Here is a 19,260-nt window from a genome sequence, read left to right as displayed (position 1 = left end):
GGCTTCGGCGGCGGGCGAGCTGTTCGAAGAGGATGCGGAGTTCCAGCTTGGCCAGGTGGTTGCCGAGGCAGAAGTGGGCGCCCCCGCCGCCGAAGCCGATGTGCGGGTTCGGGTCGCGGCCGATGTCGAAGACCTCGGCGTCGGGGAAGACCGTGGTGTCGCGGTTGGCGGAGGAGTAGAAGACCACGACCTTGTCGTCGGCTTTGATCTGCTGCCCGCCCAGCACCTGGTCGGTCGTCGAGGTGCGGCGGAAGAGGTTGACCGGGGAGACCCAGCGGACGATCTCGTCGGCGGCCGTCCTGGCGAGGGTGGGGTCGGCCACCAGGCGCTCCCACTGGTCGGGGTGCTCGAAGAGGGAGAGCATGCCGCCGGAGGCGGCGTTGCGGGTGGTCTCGTTGCCCGCCACGACCAGGAGGAGGACGAACAGGTCGAATTCGTTCTCGTCGAGCGTCTCGCCCTGCTCGTCGGGCTGGATCAGCTTGGTGACGATGTCGTTCTTGGGGTTGGCCCGGCGTTGCGCCGCGAGCTGGTTGGCGTAGGCGTAGACCTCCATGGCGGCGGCGGAGCCCTCTTCGGGAGAGGCGGCGTAGTCGGGGTCCTGGGCGCCGATCATGCGGTTCGACCAGTTGAAGACCTTGTCGCGGTCGGCCACGGGCGCGCCGAGCAGCTCGCAGATCACGTAGAGGGGCAGGGGCGCGGCCACTTCGGTGACGAAGTCGGCCTCACCGGAGCACTTGTCGAGGAGGTCGTCGCAGATGTCGCGGATGTGCTGTTCGAGGGCTCCGATCGTGCGCGGGGTGAAGCCCCGGTTGACCAGGGAACGCCGCCTCGTGTGCTCGGGCGGGTCCTGGTTGAGCATCATGTGCCGCTGGAGGGCGATCTGGTCGTCGGCCATCTCGTCGAACAGGGCCAGCCGCCGGTGGGAGGAGAAAAGATCGGAGTGCCGTGAGACGTGGACGACCTCGTCGTACGTGGTGACGGCCCAGAAACCGGGCTCACCGTCGTGCCAGTGGATCGGCGAGTTCGCGCGCAGCCAGGCCAGTTGGTCGTGCGGAGGTCCGGCGGTCGCGTAGACGTCCCTGTCGACGAGGTCGATGTGCACGCGGATCACCCTCTTGATCAAGCGCTTGGTTAGGCGGTACTGAAACGTGTTCTATTACGTCACTGGACGGCCGTCAAGGAGGCCTGTCGCCGAAGCCCTTAGACCGTTCCCGGCAGGCCCGATGGGGTGCTGGCGCCACCTGTCCTCCATGGTGCACGTTTTACCTCCGATGTTTGGGGCGGTGAGATTCTGGCTATGTGAACGTAGCCATCGGAGCGGTAACACGATTCACCGCCCACGACCCTGCCCTGGGAATCTTCCACGCGTCACGTATCCGAGGTATCCGGGTCGCTGCCCTTGACATGCTCAGCACGCTCGCACGAGCATCAGGGAATGAGACATCCGATGAATAGACGAAGGATGCGGTGTGAAGCTGCTGCGAGTAGGACCTGCCGGCCAGGAAAGGCCGGTGGTGCTGGATGACGCCGGGAAGCTGCGCGACATCGGGGAGCGCGAGATCGACGGCGCCTTCCTCGCTTCCGGGGGAGTGGCGCGCGTCCGCGAGGCGCTCGAACGCGGCGATCTGCCCCTCGTCGGCGCCGAGGGGTTGCGGATCGGCGCCCCCCTCGCGCGCCCCGGCAAGATCGTCTGCATCGGCCTGAACTACAGCGACCACGCCGCCGAGTCCGGTGCCGAGGTGCCGGCCGAGCCGGTCGTGTTCATGAAGGCCTCCAGCACCATGATCGGGCCTCATGACGAGGTGCTGGTCCCGCGGGGGAGCGTGAAGACCGACTGGGAGGTGGAGCTGGCCGTCGTCATCGGCCAGGAGGCCCGCTACCTGGGCAGCGCGGAGGAGGCCCGAGAGGTGATCGCCGGCTACGCGATCTCCAACGACGTCTCCGAGCGCGAGTTCCAGCTCGAACGCGGCGGCCAGTGGGACAAGGGGAAGTCGTGTGAGACGTTCAACCCGTTCGGTCCCTGGCTGGTGACGGCCGACGAGGTGGGCGACCCGCAGCGACTGCCCCTGCGCCTCTGGGTGAACGGCGAGCTGCGCCAGGACGGCGACACCAAGAACATGATCTTCGATGTGGCCGAGGTGGTGCGCTACCTGAGCCAGTTCATGGTCCTGGAGCCGGGCGACGTGATCAACACCGGGACGCCCGCCGGGGTGGCGATGGGGATGCCGGGGCAGCCGTACCTCCGGGCCGGTGATGTGATGGAGTTGGAGATCGAAGGGCTGGGCCGGCAGCGCCAGACGGTGGGGCAGGCATGAGCGGCTACCGCATCACCGGGATGAGGACGCACGACGTGCGGTTCCCGACCTCGCGTGAGCTCGACGGCTCGGACGCGATGAACCCCGACCCCGACTACTCCGCCGCCTACGTCGTCCTCACGACCGACGACGGGCACGAGGGCCACGGGTTCGCGTTCACGATCGGGCGCGGCAACGACATCCAGACCGCGGCCATCACCGCGCTGGAGCCGTACGTCGTCGGCCAGGACGTCGAAGACCTCGGCGTTCTCTACCGCGACATGGTCAACGACTCTCAGCTGCGGTGGCTGGGGCCGGAGAAGGGCGTCATGCACATGGCGATCTCCGCCGTGGTCAACGCCCTGTGGGATCTCAAGGCCAAGCGGGCGGGCAAGCCCTTGTGGCGGCTGCTGGCCGAGATGTCGCCCGAGGAGATCGTCGGTCTCGTCGACTTCCGCTACCTGAGCGACGCACTGACCCGGGACGAAGCCCTCGAAATCCTGAAAAAGGCGGAGAAGGGAAAGGCGGAGCGGATCGGCCACCTGGTCGAGGCCGGCTACCCCGCCTACACGACCTCACCCGGCTGGCTCGGCTACGACGACGAGAAGCTGCGCAGACTCTGCAAGGAGGCCCTCGACCAGGGCTACGGGCAGATCAAGCTGAAGGTCGGCGCCGACCTCGACGACGACCGGCGCCGCTTCAGGGTGGCCCGCGAGGTGTGCGGGGCCGGCTATCCGATCGCGATCGACGCCAACCAGCGCTGGGACGTCGGCTCCGGCATCGCGTGGGTCAACGCGCTGCGGGAGTTCGATCCCCACTGGGTCGAGGAGCCGACCAGCCCCGACGACGTGCTCGGCCACGCCGCCATCGCCCGGGGCATCGCACCGATCCCGGTGGCCACCGGCGAGCACGTCCAGAACCGCATCGTGTTCAAGCAGCTGCTGCAGGCCGAGGCCGTCTCCTACGTGCAGATCGACTCGGCCCGCGTCGGCGGGGTCAACGAGAACCTCGCGATCTTGCTGCTCGCGGCCAAGTTCGGCGTCCCGGTGTGCCCCCACGCGGGCGGCGTCGGGCTGTGCGAGCTGGTGCAGCACCTGTCGATGTTCGATTACGTGGCGGTCACCGGCTCCATGGACGGCCGCGTGATCGAATACGTCGACCACCTGCACGAGCACTTCGTCGACCCTGTCGTCGTCAGGAACGGCCGGTACGCCGCCCCGTCCGCGCCGGGCTTCAGTGCGGAGATGCACGCAGCGTCGATCGCCGCGCACACCTTCCCCGACGGCGAGGTCTGGAGGAACCCGTGACCCTGAAAGCGATCGTGACCGGTGGCGGCTCCGGCATCGGCCTGGCCACGGCCGCCGAGCTGACCGGGCGCGGGATGAAGGTGGCCTGCCTCGACCTCAACCCGCCGGGCGAGCCGTACATCGGGATCAAGGCGGACGTCACCGACGACGCGGGGGTCAGGTCCGCGGTGGCGGAGGCCGCCGAGCGCCTGGGCGGCATCGACGTGCTGGTCAACAACGCGGGCATCGGCGCTCAGGGCACCATCGAGGATAACCCGGACACCGAGTGGCACAAGGTATATGACGTCAACGTGCTGGGCATGGTCCGGGTGGCACGGGCGGCGCTGCCGTACCTCAGGAGGTCGGAGCATGCCGCCATCGTCAACGTCTGCTCGGTCGCGGCCACCTCGGGGCTGCCGAACCGGGCGCTCTACAGCGCGACCAAAGGCGCGGTGCAGTCGCTGACGCTCGCCATGGCGGCCGACCACATCCACGAGGGCATCCGGGTCAACTGCGTCAACCCGGGCACCGCCGACACACCGTGGGTCGCCAGACTGCTCGACGTGGCCGACGACCCCGAGGCGGAGCGGGTGGCGCTGGCTGCCAGGCAGCCGATGGGCCGCCTGGTCACCCCGGAGGAGGTCGCCGCGGCGATCGCCTACCTCGCCGGCCCGCAGGCGAGCGCCACCACCGGCACCGTCCTCGCGGTCGACGGCGGCATGCAGGGGTTGCGGCTCAGACCCAACTGATCGAGAAAGGTGACACCCCCATGAAGCTCGGATCGGCGGCCGCGGCGGCGGCCCTCTTGGCGATCGTCGCCGCGTGTGGCTCAGAAACCACGGCGGGAGGAGGGAACGGCGGCACCAAGATCGGCATCGATCACCCGCGCGCCGACTCCGACTTCTGGAACTCCTACATCAAGTACGTCCCGCAGATGGCGGGCGAGCTCAAGGTCGACCTCATGCCTGCCACCAACTCGCAGAACGACGTGGCGAAGCTGGTCAACAACGTGCAGGCGCTGATCGGCCAGGGGGCCAAGGTGATCGTCATGGCCCCGCAGGACACCGGCGCGGTCGCCAACACGCTGCAGCAGCTGGAGAACAGGAAGATCCCCGTCGTGACCGTCGACACCCGGCCGGACAAGGGCAAGGTCTACATGGTCGTACGCGCCGACAACCGCGCGTACGGCACCAAGGCGTGCGAGTTCCTCGGCGAGAAGCTCGGCGGCAAGGGCAAGGTCGTGCAACTCCAGGGCGCGCTCAGCTCGATCAACGGCCGTGACAGGTCGGAGGCGTTCCTGGAGTGCATGAAGGCGAAGTTCCCCGGCATCACGGTCTTCAGCGAACCGACCGAGTGGGAGGGCAGCAAGGCGGCGTCCATGTTGCAGACCCGCCTGGAGCAGAACCCCGACATCAAGGGGATCTACATGCACGCCGGAGGTGTGCACCTGGCCCCGACGTTGCAGGTGCTCAGGCAGAAGGGGCTGCTCGTGCCGCCGAGCGACCCCAAGCACATCTTCGTGGTCTCCAATGACGGCATCCCGCAGGAGTTCGCGTCGATCCGCAAGGGCGACATCGACGCCACCGTCTCGCAGCCGGCCGACCTGTACGCGAAATACGCGCTCTTCTACGCCAAGGCGGCGGCGGACGGCAAGACGTTCAAACCCGGCCCGACCGACCACGGCAGCACGATCATCCAGCTCCCGAACGGCCTGGAGGACCAGCTTCCCGCGCCGCTCGTGACCAAGGACAACGTGGACGACAAGGGCCTCTGGGGCAACCAGGCCGGCTGATGAACCTTCATGTTGAAGCCCGGAACGTCGTCAAGCGGTTCGGCCCCACCACCGCGCTCGACGGCGCGGGCATCGAGATCGCCGAGGGCGAGACCCGCGCGCTCGTCGGCAGGAACGGCGCCGGCAAGTCCACCCTGGTGTCGATCCTCACCGGGCTCCTGCGGCCCGACCGGGGCGAGGTGCTGTTCTCGGGAGAGCCGGCCCCGCCCCTCGCCGACCGCGACGCCTGGCGGCGCCGCGTCGCCTGCGTCTACCAGCATTCGACGATCATCCCGGCGCTGTCGGTCGCCGAGAACCTCTTCCTCAACCGCCAGTCGGGCAGGGGCAGCGTGATCAAGTGGCGGGCGCTGCGGGGCAGGGCGCGCGAGCTGCTGGACACGTACGAGGTGGACGTCGACGCGCAGGCGCTGGCCGGAGACCTCACCGTGGAGCAGCGCCAGCTCGTCGAGATCGCCCGCGCGCTGTCGTTCGGGGCCAGGTTCATCATCCTCGACGAGCCGACCGCGAGACTGGACGGGCCGGCCATCGAGCGGTTGTTCGCCCGTATGCGCTCACTCCGCGAGCAGGGCGTCACGATGATGTACATCTCCCACCACCTCGACGAGGTCTACGAGATCTGCCAGAGCGTCACGGTGTTCCGCGACGCCCGCCACATCGTGACCAGCCCGGTCGCCGACCTCCCGCACGACGAGCTGGTCGCCGCGATGACGGGGGAGGCCACGGTCGCGTACGCGTCACGTTCGCGCACGCCCGGCGACACGGTCGTGTTGTCGGGCGCGGGCCTGTCGCTCGCCGGCCGCTACCAGGACGTCGACCTCTCGGTCAGATCCGGCGAGGTCGTCGGCCTGGCAGGCTCCGCGAGCAGCGGCAAGGTCGGCCTCGCAGAGACGCTGGTCGGGCTGCACAAGGCCGATTCCGGCACGGTCACGGTCAACGGCAGGCGGATCCGGCCGGGCGACGTGCCGGCCGCGCTGCGGGCCGGGCTCGGCTGGGTGCCGCAGGACCGCCATCGCGAGGGCTTCGTCCCGCTGCTGTCCGTGGGGGAGAACGCCACGTTCCCGATCGCCCGCAAGCTGGGGCGCTACGGCCTGGTGTCGCCGGTGCGCCGCCGGGCCAAGGCGGAGGAGATGATCGAAAGCCTGGACATCAAGACGGAAGGAGCCGATCAGCCGGTCGGTGACCTGTCCGGGGGCAACGCCCAGAAGGTGGTGTTCGCGCGGGCGCTCGTGGACGACCCGTCGGTGCTGGTGGTGATCAACCCGACCGCGGGCGTCGACGTCAAGGCCAAGCAGGCGCTGCTCGGCGCCGTCGAGGACGCCGTCGAGCGGGGCGCGGGGGCCGTCGTGGTCTCCGACGAGCTCGACGACCTGCGCATCTGCGACAGGGTGCTGGTGATGTTCCACGGGAGGGTCGTCAAGGACATGCCACGTGGCTGGACCGACCACGAGCTCGTGGCCGTGATGGAAGGCATGGAAGAGTGACCAGTTTGACTGTGCCGGCCCCCCGGGCGCGGCTGGCCCGGTTCCGCGACCTGACGCTCGTGCCGGTGATCGTGCTGCTGCTCGTCGTGGGCGCGGTCCTCGACCCGACGTTCCTGACGGCGGGCAACCTGACCAACGTGCTCCAGCAGCAGGCGGCGATCTCGCTCCTCGTGCTGGCCGAGGCGATGATCCTCATCGCCGGCAAGTTCGACCTGTCGCTGGAGTCGACGGTCGGCACCGCGCCCGCGATCGCCGTGATGCTCATCATCCCGGTGTCGGCGGGCGGATTCGGCATCGGGCTGCCCGGCACCCTGGTGATCCCGCTGGCGCTGCTGGTCGGCGCCGCCATCGGAGCGTTCAACGGTTTCCTGATCGTCAGGTTCCAGCTGTCGGCGTTCATCGTCACGCTGGCCATGCTGATCGTCGTGCACGGCTTCCTGCAGGGGCCGACGGAGGGCAAGACGTTGTTCCAGCTGCCCGACTCGATCCTCTATCTCGGCAGCGCGCTGTGGCTGGGCCTGCCTGCGGCCATCTGGATCGCGGGCGCGCTGTTCGCCGCCGGCATCTTCGCCCTCGGTTATCTCCGAGCCGGCCGCGCGCTCTACGCGATCGGCGGCAACGCCGACGCCGCCCGCGCGGCGGGCATCCGCGTCGACCGGGTGCTGTGGGGCGTGTTCATCCTGGGCGGCACGCTGGCGGCGCTGGCCGGGATCCTCGAAACGGGACGCCTCGGGGCGATCGGCAACAACCAGGGCGTCGGGTGGATCTTCATGGTGTTCGCGGCGGCCGTCATCGGCGGCGTCAGCATGGACGGTGGCAAGGGCACCATCCTGGGCGCGCTCACGGGCGTGCTGGTGATCGGCCTCGTGCAGAACATCCTCACGCTGATCGGCGTGTCGGGCTTCTGGCAGCCGGTCATCTACGGCGCGATCATCCTCGTCGCGCTGATGATCAGCAGAATCGCGGGCGGAAAGGCACAAGATTGAACGTGATGGAGCTGCCGCGCCACGGGCTCGGCGGGGCGCCCCTGGGCAACCTCTTCGAGTCGGTCGCGGACGAGCAGGCCCGCGCCACGGTGGACGCCGCGTGGGAACGGGGCGTGCGCCTGTTCGACACCGCGCCCCACTACGGGCTCGGCCTGTCGGAGCGCCGCATGGGCGCGGCGCTGGCCGGGCGCTCGGGCTACGTGTTGTCCACGAAGGTCGGCCGCCTGCTGGTGCCCGCGTCGTCGCGGGACGGGCGTGACGGCGAGGGCTTCGACGTGCCGGCCGCGATCGAGCGGGTGTGGGACTTCTCGGGCGACGGCGTCCGCAGGTCGCTGGAGGAGTCCCTTGACCGCCTCGGGTTGCCGGCCGTCGACATCGTGCTCATCCACGACCCGGACGACCACGTCGACCAGGCGATCGCGGAGGCGTATCCGGCGCTGGCCGAGCTGCGGGACCAGGGTGTGGTGAAGGCGATCGGCGTCGGGATGAACCAGTGGCAGGCGCCGCTGCGTTTCGTCCGGGAGACCGGCGTCGACGTCGTCATGCTCGCGGGCCGCTACACCCTGCTCGACCAGTCGGGCCTGCCGCTCCTGGAGGAGTGCGCCGAGCGCGGCGTCCGCGTGCTGGCGGCCGGGGTGTTCAACAGCGGCATCCTGGCGACCCACGAGCCGTCGGGCACCTACAACTACCAGCCGGCGCCGGCCGAGCTGGTGGGCCGGGCCAGGAGCATCGCCGCCGTCTGCGAGCGCCACGGCGTCACGCTGCCCCAGGCGGCCATGGCCTTCCCGCTGCGCCACCCGGCCATCGCGTCGATCGTCGTGGGTGCCCGCGCGCCCGAAGAGGTCCACACGAACGCCACCCTGTGGTCCCGGCCGGTCACCGACACGCTCTGGGAGGAGCTCAAGGCGGAAGGGCTGCTGCCGGCCTGACCGCACCCGCCTCCCATAGGGCGGTCACGAGGGGATGAACAGCCAGGATTTCGACGGCCCCGGTTCGTACGGCGCGTCCAGACGCTTGGCCACCACCCCAGGCAACCCCTGTTCGCGGGCCGCCTGCCGCACCGGCCCCGCCTCGCCCGGCCAGGACGGCGCGGTCTGCCAGTGGGCGCCCGCGAGGTCGAGCGCCTCCAGCGCGGCCCTGCGGGCCGTGTAGGGCTGGTCCACCAGCGACCGCCCGTCGTCGTAGAGGAGGTCGTAGAAGACCAGGATCTCGGCGCCGCCGAGGGTGGCGAGCTCGCCGTCCAGCAGTGCCGTGCGGCTGCCGAACGACTCCGCCAGCTCGCGCAACCACGGGTGCTCGCGGGACGCCGTGGTGCGGCCGCCCTCGACGGGCACCAGCAGCCGGCGCCCGCCCCACGCGAACTCGTAGGCGTAGGCGGAGGCGTCGCGCGGCGGTCTGGCGCGTTCGGTGGGCAGCATGGGCCCGGCGTCCGGGAACGGGTCGCGGACCGGGGGATCCATGCGGTGGATCATCCAGTTCGCGCCCCGGGTCCGGAACAACACGAACCGGCCGGAGACCCGCCTGCCGTGCAGGACGAACTTGACCTCGCGCTCCGACCACTTCTCCGTGTCGTACGTACCGGTGTCCCAGATGGTCATGGTGCCGCCGCCGTATTCGCCCTTGGGGATCTCGCCGTGGAAGGTGAGGTATTCCATCGGGTGGTCCTCGGTGTGCACGGCCAGGTGGTTGGTGGCGGGGTCGGCGGGCAGGCCTTTGGGCACGGCCCAGGAGGCCAGCACGCCGTCGCGTTCCAGCCGCAGGTCCCAGTGCAGCGACCGTGCGTGGTGCTCCTGGATGACGAACGCCCGGTCGTCTCCTGGGGCCGGGGGTTCGGCGGGCACGGGCTCGGGGGTGCGTTTGTCGTCGCGCTTGCTCCGATATCTCGCGAGTCTGTCGGACACAGCAGGGTCCTACCCGTCTGTGCTCTCTCTGATCACCAGCTGGTACGCCACCCGGATCTCCCGCGCCTCGGCCTGCGAGCCCTTGGTCATGCGGGCGGCCAGCAGATCGATCGCCTGGCGGGCGATCGCCTGTTTGTCGGGGGAGATCGTGGTGAGGGTCGGCGTGGCGTACCTGCCGTCCTCGATGTCGTCGAAGCCGGCCAGCGCCACCTCGCCGGGCACGGCGTGGCCGCGCTCCAGCAGCGTGCGCAGGGCGCCGAGGGCCAGTAGGTCGTTGAAGCAGAAGACCGCGTCCGGCGCCTGGCCCGAGTCGAGCAGCCGGGCCATCGCGCGTGCGCCGTCGGCGCGGTGGTAGGTCTCGACGTGCTGGACGAGTCGGTCGTCGGCGGGCAGGCCGGCCTCGGCCAGCGCCTCGAAATAGCCCGCCAGCCGCAGCCGTGACGTCTCCGCGGCGACGTCGTCCTGGGCGCCGATCGCCGCGATGCGCCGCCGGCCGGTCGCGGCCAGGTGAAGGGTGGCCTCCTTGGCCGCCGCCACGTTGTCCACCACGACGTGGTCGGCGGGCCCGTCGTAGACGCGCTCGCCCAGCAGGACCATGGGGGTGTCGTCCATGCGGGCGGCCAGGTCCTCGGGCGTCAGCGCGAGCGGGCTGAAGATCAGGCCGTCGATCAGGTGGGCGCGGAACCCCTCGGCGACGAGCTGCTCGCGCTCGCGGGAGGCGCCCGTCTGGTCGATCAGCACCGTCAGCCCGCGTTTCTCCGCCGCGGTCACCACGAACCTGGCCAGCTCCGCGAAGTAGGGGATGTCCAGCTCGGGCACGGCCAGGGCGATAATCCCGGTGCGGCCCTGCCGCAGGTTTCTGGCCGACAGGTTGGGACGGTAGTTGAGCTCCTTGATGGCCGCCTCGACCCGGCTCCTGGTGGCCGGGGTGACGTGCACGTAGCCGTTGACGACGTTCGAGACGGTCTTCACCGAGACTCCGGCCAGCCTGGCCACGTCCTTGAGACCGACGCGGGGTTTCTCCATGACGAGAAAGTCTATAATTGTGTTTACAACGTTGAATACAACGATGTATAGATGGGCAGTACCCCGACGAAGGAGGACTGCCCATGGAATCCGCCAAGCTCACCCTGGACCCGGCGTTCGAGGTCGGCCCGGTCGAAAGGCGACTGTTCGGCTCACTCGTCGAGCACATGGGGCGCTGCGTGTACACGGGCGTGTTCGAGCCCGGGCACCCGCGGGCGGGCGACGACGGGCTGCGCCGCGACGTCATCGAGCTGACCAGGGAGATGGGCGTCACCACCGTGCGCTACCCGGGCGGCAACTTCGTCTCGAACTACGAATGGGAGGACGGCGTCGGGCCCGCCTCCGAGCGGCCCACCAGGCTCGACCTGGCCTGGCGGCAGATCGAGACGAACGCCTTCGGACTGGACGAGTTCATGACCTGGCTGCGGGAGGTGGACGCCGAGCCGGTGATGGCGGTCAACCTGGGCACCAGAGGCATCGGGGAGGCGCGCGACCTCGTCGAATACGCCAACTTCCCTGGCGGCACCCGATGGTCCGACCTGCGGATCAAGCACGGCGTGCCGGAGCCGTACGGCATCCGGGTCTGGTGCCTGGGCAACGAGATGGACGGGCCCTGGCAGATCGGGGGCAAGACCGCCGACGAGTACGGCAGGCTCGCGTTCGAGGCGGCCAAGGCCATGCGCCGGGTGGACCCCGACCTGGAGCTCGTCGCCTGCGGCAGCTCGAACATGCGGATCCCGACGTTCGGCTCGTGGGAGGCCACGGTCCTGGAGCACTGCTACGACCAGGTCGACTACATCTCCGCGCACTCCTACTACGACCCGGTGGGCGGCAGCCGGGCCGACTTCCTGGCCTCGGCGGTGGAGATGGAGCAGCAGATCGAGGGCGTGATCGCCACGGCCGACCACGTGGCCGCCAGGCTCGGCAGCCGCAAGCGGCTCAAGGTCTCCTTCGACGAGTGGAACGTCTGGTCGCAGAGCCTGTTCGGGGGCGAGAGCAGCCTGGACTGGGAGCACGCGCCGCGCATCATCGAGGAGGAGTACGACGTGGCCGGCGCGGCCGTCGTCGGCAGCCTGCTCATCACGCTGCTCAACCACGCCGACCGGGTCGGCATCGCCTGCCAGGCCCAGCTCGCCAACGTGATCGCCCCCGTCCGCACCGAGCCGGGCGGGCCCGCCTGGCGGCAGACGATCTTCCACCCGTTCGCGCTCACCGCCGCCCACGCCCGCGGCCGCATCCTGCGCGTGCAGGCCACGGCTCCGGTCATGCCGACCGAGCGGTACGGCGAGGTGCCCGTGCTGGCCACCGCGGCGACGCTGGACGACGACCGGCTAGCCGTCTTCGCGGTCAACCGCGGCGAACGGCCGCTGCCGGTGGAGATCGACTTGCGCGGCCTGCCGCAGGCATCGGACCTCTCGCACGTCACGGTCGCCGATGACGACGCGGGCGCGCGTAACACCGAGAGGGAGCCGCGCCGGGTCGAGCCGCGGCCCGCCGACGGGGTGGCGATCGACGGCGATCGGCTCACCGCGGTCCTGCCGCCGGTGTCCTTCAACATCCTGAAGGCGCGGCTCTCCTAGCGTGCGGGGACCTCCAGCGGCCGCAGCGCCTCGTGCGGCGGCACGCGATCAGTCGAGCTCCAGCGCCCGGCGCAGCCACGACTCCACCCCGGCCACGTGCACGGTGGCCCAGGAGCGGGCGACGTCGGGCCGGCGGGCTGCGATGGCGTCGTAGATTGCGGTGTGCTGCTCCCTGGTCTTCTCCATCGCGCCCTCCTGCGTGAGCCCGCGCCAGATCCGCGCCCGAGTGGTCGGACCTGACAGGCTCTCGATGAACGAGCACAACACGCTGTTGCCCGACCCCCGGGCGATGCGCTGGTGGAACTCCAGGTCGTTGGCCACCAGCTCCTCGACCGTGGGCATGGCGGGCAGCGCGTCCAGGATCGCGCGCAGCTCGGCGATGTCCTGGTCGGTCATCAGCTCGGTCGCCATCGCCGTGGCGGCGGGCTCGAGGATGCGGCGGACCTCGAAGAACTGCAGCACCGTGTCGTCGCGGTGCAGGTCGAGCACGAACGACATGGTGTCGAGCAGCAGGCGCGGCTCCAGGCTGGTGACGTACGTGCCGTCGCCCTGGCGCACGTCGAGCACGTTGATCAGCGACAGCGCGCGCACGGCCTCGCGCAGCGAGTTGCGTGACAGGCCGAGCCGCTCGGCGAGGTCGGCCTCCTTGGGCAGCCGGTCGCCGGGGGCCAGCTCGCCGGAGACGATCATCTGCTTGATCTTGTCGATGGCCGCGTCGGTGACCGCCACACTTCTCTCCCTAGACATCGGATGTCTAGGAGTCTAGGGCTTGGAAGCGGACCGGCTCGGCACCGGCATGGCGGCGCACGTGGCCCTGCACCTCCAGGGCGCGCAGGTGGGCAGCGGCCTCACCGGCCGCCATGCCTCTCAGCATGGGGGACAACTCTTCCCATGGCCTGTTCCAGGTCATCATCGCGGCGACCTCCCAGATGGTCAGCGGCTCCGGCCGCTGGGCCAGGAGGGCGCGCAGCCGTTGGAGCTTCTCCTCGTGATGGTCGCGGATCTCGGTGGCCCGCGCGGCCACATCCGGAAATGTCCATTCATGTGCTGGCAGCGCGTCCAGCGGCCCGAACCCGGCCACCCGGTCCAATGATTGCAGGAAATCACCGAGCGGATCGACGTCATACCGGTCGTAGGGATAGATGCCGATGTGCGGGGTGATGCCAGGAAGGACGTGGTCACCGGTGAAGAGCCGGTCGGCGTCCTCCAGGTGCAGGCAGATGTGGCCGGGGGTGTGGCCGGGCGTGTGCACGGCCCGCAGCCGGCGCCCCGGCAGGTCCACCAGGTCGCCGTCGCGCAGCTCACGATCGGGCGGCGCCGGCGGCGCGGGACGGCCGCCCATCGCCTCGCGCGCCTCGCCGGGATCGGCCCCCGCCCGCCTGAGCATGTCGGACTGGAACGTGTCGTGCGCGTCGCCCACATACTCGATCATCAGCCTGACCAGCGCCGCGTCGTCCTCGTGCATGGCGATCCAGGCGCCGGACGCCTCCCTGACCTGCCCGGCGAGCCCGGCGTGGTCGGGATGGAAATGGGTGACGACCACCCCGCGCACGGAGGCCACGTCCATGCCGAGCGCGGCCAGGCCGCCGCTGAGCGCCTCCCACGCCTCCGGATGGTTCCAGCCGGCGTCGACCAGCACCGGCCCCGCGGGCGACTCGACGGCGTAGACGAGCGTGTAGCCGAGCGGGTTGCCGGGGATCGGCACCGGCACGCTCCACACCCCGCCGCCGAGGTCCTGCGGCCGTTGCTCGATGTACGGCCTGCGTCTGGTCCTCATACGCCCCCGATCGTGTTCCCTGCGTGAAAATTGTGCTGAGAAATCAGCCGATGCGCTCCAGGATGGTCGCTGTGGCCAGCGCCCCACCCGCGCACATCGTGACCAGCGCGGTCGCCGAGTCCGACCGCTCCAGCTCGTGCAGGGCCGTGGTGATCAGCCGCGCTCCCGTGGCCCCCACCGGGTGGCCGAGCGCGATCGCGCCGCCGTTCGTGTTGACCCTGTCCAGGTCGGGCGCGTGCACGCTCGCCCACGACAGCACCACCGACGCGAACGCCTCGTTCACCTCGAACCTGTCGATGTCGCCGATCGTCATGCCGGCCGCCGCGAGAACCTTCGCCGTCGCGTCCACGGGCCCGTCCAGGTGGTAGTACGGCTCCGCGCCGACGAGGGCCTGGGCCAGGATGCGCGCCCGGGGCCGCAGCCCGTGCCGGCGCGCCGCCCCCTCGCTCATCACCAGCACGGCCGCCGCTCCGTCGGAGATCTGCGAGGAGGTGCCAGCCGTGTGCAGCGCACCCTCCGCCACCGGCTTGAGCCCGGCCAGGCTCTCCACGGTGGTCTCGCGCAGCCCCTGGTCCTTGCGCACCTCGCCGACGGGCACGATCTCCCGCTCGAACCGCCCGTCGGCCCACGCCTTGGCCGCCAGCCGCTGCGAGCGCGCCCCGAACCAGTCGAGCCGCTCGCGTGTCAGCCCGCGCCGCCGCGCGATCCGCTCGGCCGCCGTGAACTGGTCGGGCAGGTCGATGGTCCAGTCGTCGGGGCGCGGCCTGGCGGGGCGTACGTTGCTGCCCAGCGGCGCCCGGCTCATCACCTCGACCCCGCACCCGATGCCGGCCTCGATCACGCCCGCGCTGATCAGGGCCGCCGCCAGGTGCACCGCCTGCTGCGACGACCCGCACTGCGCGTCGATCGTGGTGACGCCCGTCTGGTAGGGCAGCCCGGCGTAGAGCCACGCGTGCCGGCCGACGTGCCCGCCCTGCTCGCCCGCCTGCGTCACGCAACCGGCGAACACCTGGCCGACGGCCGCCGGCTCAAGGCCGGAGCGTTGCACGAGCCCGTTCATCGCCGTGGCCAGAACCTGTTGCGGTTTGAGCTCGGCGAGCCAGCCCGCCCGCTTGCCGATGGGGGTGCGAACGGCCTCGACGATCACAGGTGTGCCCACTGTCGCCTCCAGAACGATGCTCTGGAGGCGACAGTAACGCGTTCTACTTTGTCGCGGAAGCCTTGGCCGGCAAGGTCTCCGGCAGGCCGAACGTGTCGAACAGGCGCTTCTCGAAGAACATCCCGACGTGGCTGATGCGCTCTCCGGAGAACGTCACCACCATCAGCGCGAACTGCCGGTGGACGCCGCCCTCGAGGTGGTAGAGCGCGAAGGACGGCTGGCCGTTGGCGGCGATCGGCACCAGCCGCAGGTCGCCCGCCTTCTCGGCCGGGCAGCGCACCTTGACGAGTTCGGCGATCGTCCGCGGCCCTTGGTACCACCCGACGTAGGGCGGCATCTCCCAGACCGCGTCCTCGGTGAACAGGTGGACCAGGCTGTCGATGTCGTAGCTCTCGAACGCCGCGACGTATCGGTCGAGCTGCTCACGCTGCTCCCGCGTCAGCGGCTCGACCGGGTCGTCCATGGTCGGCGACACGTCCTTGAGCTGGGCACGGGCTCGCTGGAGGATGCTGTTGACGGCGGCGGTGGAGACGCCGACCGCCTCGGCCACCTCGGCCGCCTTCCACCGGAGCACGTCGCGCAGGATCAGCACCGCGCGCTGCCGGGGCGGCAGGTGTTGCAGCGCGGCGATCAACGCGAGCCTGATGCTCTCGCGCGAGGTGACGATCGCGGCCGGGTCGTCGGCGCCCGCGCCCGCCAACGCGTCGGGCACGGGCTCCAGCCACGGCACCTCGGTGTCCTGCACCAAAGGCGCGGTGGCCTCCGTGCTCGGCGCCCCGAGGCCCGTGGGCAGTGGCCGCCTGCCCCGGCTCTCGAGCGCGGTCAGGCAGGTGGTGGTGGCGATGCGATAGAGCCACGTACGCAGCGAGGAACGACCCTCGAAGCCGTCGTAGGCACGCCACGCGCGGAAGTACGTCTCCTGGACGAGGTCCTCGGCGTCGTGCACCGAGCCCATCATCCGGTAGCAGTGCGCCAGCAGCTCGCGCCGCATCGGATCAGCCTGCCGGAGGAAGTCCTCGTTCGTCGGCTTGTCGGTCATACCCCCTGTATAAACGCCGCCACTGACATAACGGCGAGTTTTTGCCTTTGGCCGGTCGAATCGGATAGAACAATCATGGACCGACAGGGAAACCACGACCGGTCGGCGGGCCCAGGGCACGCTCCGTAACGGTGGCGCGCCACGGAAGGGTCAGCGGGCGTTTCCTGGAGGGCGGCCGGCCCGCGACGGCGGGTGGCCGGCCACGGCGCAGCCGTAAAGGCTGTCAGATGTCGGCGAGCAATCTGGTGGCGGCGGTCTCGATGCGGCGCTGGATCTGGTCGTACGTGCGGCGCCCGCGCAGCATCTCCAGCAACTCCTGCACCCACACGCTGGCCAGTGACCCAGCGAGGTCGAGCTGCTCCTCGCTGGCATCCTCGATCGGCAGGCCGTCGGCCGAGACGCGCAGCAGCAGCCCCGTCATCCGGTCGCCGAACGGGGTCTGCACCTCGGCCATGATCAGGGAACGGATGAGCGCGTCGGCCAGCTCGGGCTCGCGCATGAGGCCGCGGGTCGCCCGCATCAGCACGTCGACCGCGCGGCTCGCCGGGGTGGCGGCGCCGGGCGGACGCCGCTCGATGCTGCTCTCCAGCAGGTCGATCTCCTCGCCGACCACCGCCACGACGAGATCCATCTTGGACGGGAAGTAGCGGTAGAGCGTGCCGAGTGCCACGCCCGCGCGCTCGGCCACCGTGCGCATCTGCATGGCCTCGACCCCGCCGCGCGAGGCCAGCGCCGCCGCGGCCTGGACGATGCGCTTGCGGCGCTGGTGCTGGCTGCGACTACGGACGCTGTGCCCGCCAGGGGCAGGGTGGCCGTCGCCGGCCCCGTCGGTGTCGCCGGAGGGCGCGGCGGTCGTCGCGTGCGTGGTACGCATGAGAACACGTTATCTGATTTATCGATGGCGCGGCTTGTTACTCGCGGGTTACAAACTTGCCGTATAGCCCCATGTCTACGGGGTTACAGGCGTATATCACGACTTATTGGGATTGGTGGCCACTGGACAGATATTAGAATCTGTTCTAGTTTGCGAATCGTCTGACCTAGCGCTTGCTGGAGGAGCGATGATCGCGGACACGCTCGCGTCCCTGCTTCTCGCCCGGGCCGAGGACGACCGGCCGGGGCTCATGTACGAGGACGCGGTGTGGTCGTGGCGCGAGCACGTCGCCGCCTGCCGGGCCGCGGGCGCGTGGTTGTCGGGGCAGGGCGCGGGGCCGCACGTCGGGGTGCTCGGTGACAACGTTCCAGGGCTCGTCTTCCTGGTGGGCGCGGCGGCGCTGGGCGGGCCCGTGGTGGTCGCGCTGAACCCGACGAGACCGGCCGACGAGCTGATCCGCGACGCTCGCGCCACCGACGTGAACCTCCTGCTCGCCGACGCCCCTCACACCGAGGCAGCGCGTACGGTCGCCGAAGCCCTCGGCATCGCGACCGTGCCCCTGTCCGCCGTCCCACCGGCCGTCCCACCGACCGGTACGCCGGGCCCTCCGGGCGGCGGGCAGGCGCCGGACGGTGATCCGCGGACGGACGGCAGGCGGTCCCCGGACGAGGCGCCGGCGACGTCGCGGGTGGCGCCCGCTGCTCCCGGGGATCTCGTCATGTTGCTGTTCACGTCCGGAACCTCGGGGCGTCCCCGGGCCGTACGGATCACGCAGCGCAAGCTCGCCGTCCCCGGCACGAGCCTGGCCGCGCTGCTCACGCCCGGGGACGTCGTCTACTGCTCGATGCCGCTCTTCCACTCCGGCGCTTTGATGGCCGCCTACGCCCCCGCCGTGGCGTCGGGGGCGGCGCTGGCGTTGCGGCGGCGCTTCTCGGCCTCCGGGCTGCTGCCCGACATCAGACGGTACGGCGTGACGTACCTCCATTACGTGGGCAAGGCGCTCTCCTACGTCCTGGCCACTCCGGAGCGCCCCGACGACGCCGACAACCCCCTGAAGATCGCGTTCGGGAACGAGGGGAGCGCGGTGGCGATCAGGAGGTTCGGGGAGCGGTTCGGCTGCCGCGTGATCGACGCCTTCGGCTCCACGGAGACGGCCATCTCGTTCAGCCCGGACCCGGCGGGGCCGCCGGGCTGTCTCGGCCGGCTCCCCGGGAGCGTGAAGATCCTCGACCCGTCCACCGGACGTCCCTGCCCGCCGGGCCGCATCGAGGAAGGCCGCCTGCTCAATCCGGAGGAGGCCGTCGGCGAGCTGGTCAACACGGCCGGGCTCGGGCTGTTCGAGGGTTACTACAACGACCCGGAGGCGGACGCCGAGCGCGTCAGAAACGGTGCGTACTGGTCGGGAGACCTGGCCTACACGGACGCCGACGGGTACGTGTTCTTCGCGGGGCGCGGCACCGAGCGTCCGCGTGTGGACGGCGAGAACCTGGCCGTCGCCCCTGTCGAGGCCGCGTTGCGGGAGTTCGGCGGGGTGGTGGAGGCGGCCGTCTATCCGGTGCCCGACCCGGCGGCTGGCGATCAGGTCATGGCGGCGCTGGTCATGGAGGGCACCTTCGATCCGGCGGCGTTCCTGGCCTTCCTCGAGTCGCGCCGCGACCTGGGCACCAAGTCCTTACCCCGCTATATCCGCCTTTCTGATCACTTGCCCCAGACGCCGTCGCACAAGGTCATCAAACGGATCCTCGCCCGCGAGGCATGGCGCGCCGCCGACCCGGTCTGGCTCCGCACCCCCACCGGGTTCCGGCCGCTGACCGGCGCGGACGTCAAGGGGATCGAGGAGGAGTTCGTACGGCACGGCAGGCACCACCTCTTGGAGCGATGATGGATTTCAATCTGGACGAGACCCAGCAGGATCTGAAGAAGCTGGCCGCCGAGGTCCTGGCCAGGGAAGGGGACGAGGACCGGCTCTGGCAGGCCGGGCTCATGAGCGTGTGCGTCCCCGAGGCGGCGGGCGGGGCCGGGCTCGGGCCGGTGGAGATGGCCGTGGTGCTGCGCGAGGTGGGGG

The 19,260-nt window shown here is 70.4% G+C and carries 18 protein-coding genes; 10 read left to right on the top strand and 8 right to left on the bottom strand.

Annotation, left to right across the window (positions count from 1 at the left end; translation table 11 throughout):
* On the bottom strand, positions 1–1,102 hold a 1,102-nt coding region (locus E1294_RS43775), incomplete at its 3' end, for a cytochrome P450 (protein WP_132517321.1).
* Positions 1,103–1,469: 367 nt separating this feature from the next.
* Between E1294_RS43775 and E1294_RS43770 the strand changes: the two genes are divergently transcribed.
* Genes E1294_RS43770 through E1294_RS43740 form a run of 7 tightly spaced genes read left to right on the top strand, consistent with a single transcriptional unit; the run spans position 1,470 to position 8,768 of the window.
* Entirely contained in the window at positions 1,470–2,315 is an 846-nt protein-coding gene (locus E1294_RS43770; protein WP_132517319.1) for a fumarylacetoacetate hydrolase family protein, read from the top strand.
* The gene (locus tag E1294_RS43765) at positions 2,312–3,601 is read left to right on the top strand and encodes an enolase C-terminal domain-like protein (protein WP_132517317.1); all 1,290 of its coding nucleotides are present in this window, start codon (positions 2,312–2,314) and stop codon (positions 3,599–3,601) included. The genes E1294_RS43770 and E1294_RS43765 overlap by 4 nt, the downstream gene beginning before the upstream one ends.
* Positions 3,598–4,329 (top strand): SDR family NAD(P)-dependent oxidoreductase, encoded by a 732-nt coding sequence (locus tag E1294_RS43760; protein ID WP_246083703.1) that lies wholly within the window; start codon positions 3,598–3,600, stop codon positions 4,327–4,329. The genes E1294_RS43765 and E1294_RS43760 overlap by 4 nt, the downstream gene beginning before the upstream one ends.
* A gap of 20 nt (positions 4,330–4,349) precedes the next feature.
* Positions 4,350–5,372, top strand: a complete 1,023-nt coding sequence (locus tag E1294_RS43755) for a sugar ABC transporter substrate-binding protein (protein ID WP_132517315.1) — start codon at positions 4,350–4,352, stop codon at positions 5,370–5,372.
* A complete protein-coding gene (locus tag E1294_RS43750) occupies positions 5,372–6,853 on the top strand; it encodes a sugar ABC transporter ATP-binding protein (protein WP_132517313.1) in 1,482 nt (493 codons plus the stop codon). Before E1294_RS43755 ends, E1294_RS43750 begins: the two co-directional genes overlap by 1 nt.
* An 11-nt stretch (positions 6,854–6,864) precedes the next feature.
* Entirely contained in the window at positions 6,865–7,839 is a 975-nt protein-coding gene (locus E1294_RS43745) for an ABC transporter permease (RefSeq protein WP_246083704.1), read from the top strand.
* A gap of 5 nt (positions 7,840–7,844) precedes the next feature.
* Positions 7,845–8,768, top strand: a complete 924-nt coding sequence (locus E1294_RS43740; protein WP_132517309.1) for an aldo/keto reductase — start codon at positions 7,845–7,847, stop codon at positions 8,766–8,768.
* Between the two features lie 24 nt (positions 8,769–8,792).
* Here E1294_RS43740 and E1294_RS43735 read toward each other — a convergent pair whose 3' ends face one another.
* Both E1294_RS43735 and E1294_RS43730 read right to left on the bottom strand, forming a co-directional pair.
* The gene (locus E1294_RS43735; protein WP_132517307.1) at positions 8,793–9,740 is read right to left on the bottom strand and encodes a DNA polymerase ligase N-terminal domain-containing protein; all 948 of its coding nucleotides are present in this window, start codon (positions 9,738–9,740) and stop codon (positions 8,793–8,795) included.
* A gap of 9 nt (positions 9,741–9,749) precedes the next feature.
* Positions 9,750–10,766 carry a LacI family DNA-binding transcriptional regulator gene (locus tag E1294_RS43730; RefSeq protein WP_132517305.1) on the bottom strand — a complete coding sequence of 339 codons (1,017 nt, stop codon included), beginning with the start codon at positions 10,764–10,766 and terminating at the stop codon, positions 9,750–9,752.
* Positions 10,767–10,849: 83 nt separating this feature from the next.
* Between E1294_RS43730 and arfA the strand changes: the two genes are divergently transcribed.
* Positions 10,850–12,346 (top strand): arabinosylfuranosidase ArfA, encoded by a 1,497-nt coding sequence (gene arfA, locus E1294_RS43725; protein WP_132517303.1) that lies wholly within the window; start codon positions 10,850–10,852, stop codon positions 12,344–12,346.
* A gap of 48 nt (positions 12,347–12,394) precedes the next feature.
* Here arfA and E1294_RS43720 read toward each other — a convergent pair whose 3' ends face one another.
* From E1294_RS43720 to E1294_RS43700, 5 genes are all read right to left on the bottom strand, one after another.
* Positions 12,395–13,075, bottom strand: a complete 681-nt coding sequence (locus E1294_RS43720; RefSeq protein WP_132517301.1) for a FadR/GntR family transcriptional regulator — start codon at positions 13,073–13,075, stop codon at positions 12,395–12,397.
* 25 nt (positions 13,076–13,100) lie between these two features.
* Positions 13,101–14,123: an MBL fold metallo-hydrolase gene (locus E1294_RS43715; RefSeq protein WP_132517299.1), complete on the bottom strand. Its 1,023-nt coding sequence runs from the start codon at positions 14,121–14,123 to the stop codon at positions 13,101–13,103.
* Between the two features lie 43 nt (positions 14,124–14,166).
* The gene (locus E1294_RS43710) at positions 14,167–15,282 is read right to left on the bottom strand and encodes a steroid 3-ketoacyl-CoA thiolase (protein ID WP_132517297.1); all 1,116 of its coding nucleotides are present in this window, start codon (positions 15,280–15,282) and stop codon (positions 14,167–14,169) included.
* Between the two features lie 43 nt (positions 15,283–15,325).
* Positions 15,326–16,321: a sigma-70 family RNA polymerase sigma factor gene (locus E1294_RS43705; protein WP_132517295.1), complete on the bottom strand. Its 996-nt coding sequence runs from the start codon at positions 16,319–16,321 to the stop codon at positions 15,326–15,328.
* A 223-nt stretch (positions 16,322–16,544) separates the two neighbouring features.
* On the bottom strand, positions 16,545–17,195 hold the full coding sequence (locus E1294_RS43700) for a TetR family transcriptional regulator (protein WP_132517293.1): 651 nt from the start codon (positions 17,193–17,195) through the stop codon (positions 16,545–16,547).
* A 187-nt stretch (positions 17,196–17,382) separates the two neighbouring features.
* On the opposite strand from E1294_RS43700, the gene E1294_RS43695 reads away from it, so the two are divergent.
* Together E1294_RS43695 and E1294_RS43690 are read left to right on the top strand one after the other, a co-directional pair.
* Positions 17,383–19,077, top strand: a complete 1,695-nt coding sequence (locus tag E1294_RS43695; RefSeq protein ID WP_132517291.1) for an AMP-binding protein — start codon at positions 17,383–17,385, stop codon at positions 19,075–19,077.
* Positions 19,077–19,260 (top strand): acyl-CoA dehydrogenase family protein (locus E1294_RS43690; RefSeq protein WP_165977810.1); only part of this gene is annotated, 184 nt, incomplete at its 3' end. The genes E1294_RS43695 and E1294_RS43690, both read left to right, overlap by 1 nt.

The organism is Nonomuraea diastatica, from assembly GCF_004349015.1.
In the GTDB taxonomy this organism is placed as follows: Bacteria; Actinomycetota; Actinomycetes; order Streptosporangiales; family Streptosporangiaceae; genus Nonomuraea; species Nonomuraea diastatica.
This window is presented reverse-complemented; position numbering and strand designations above follow the sequence as displayed.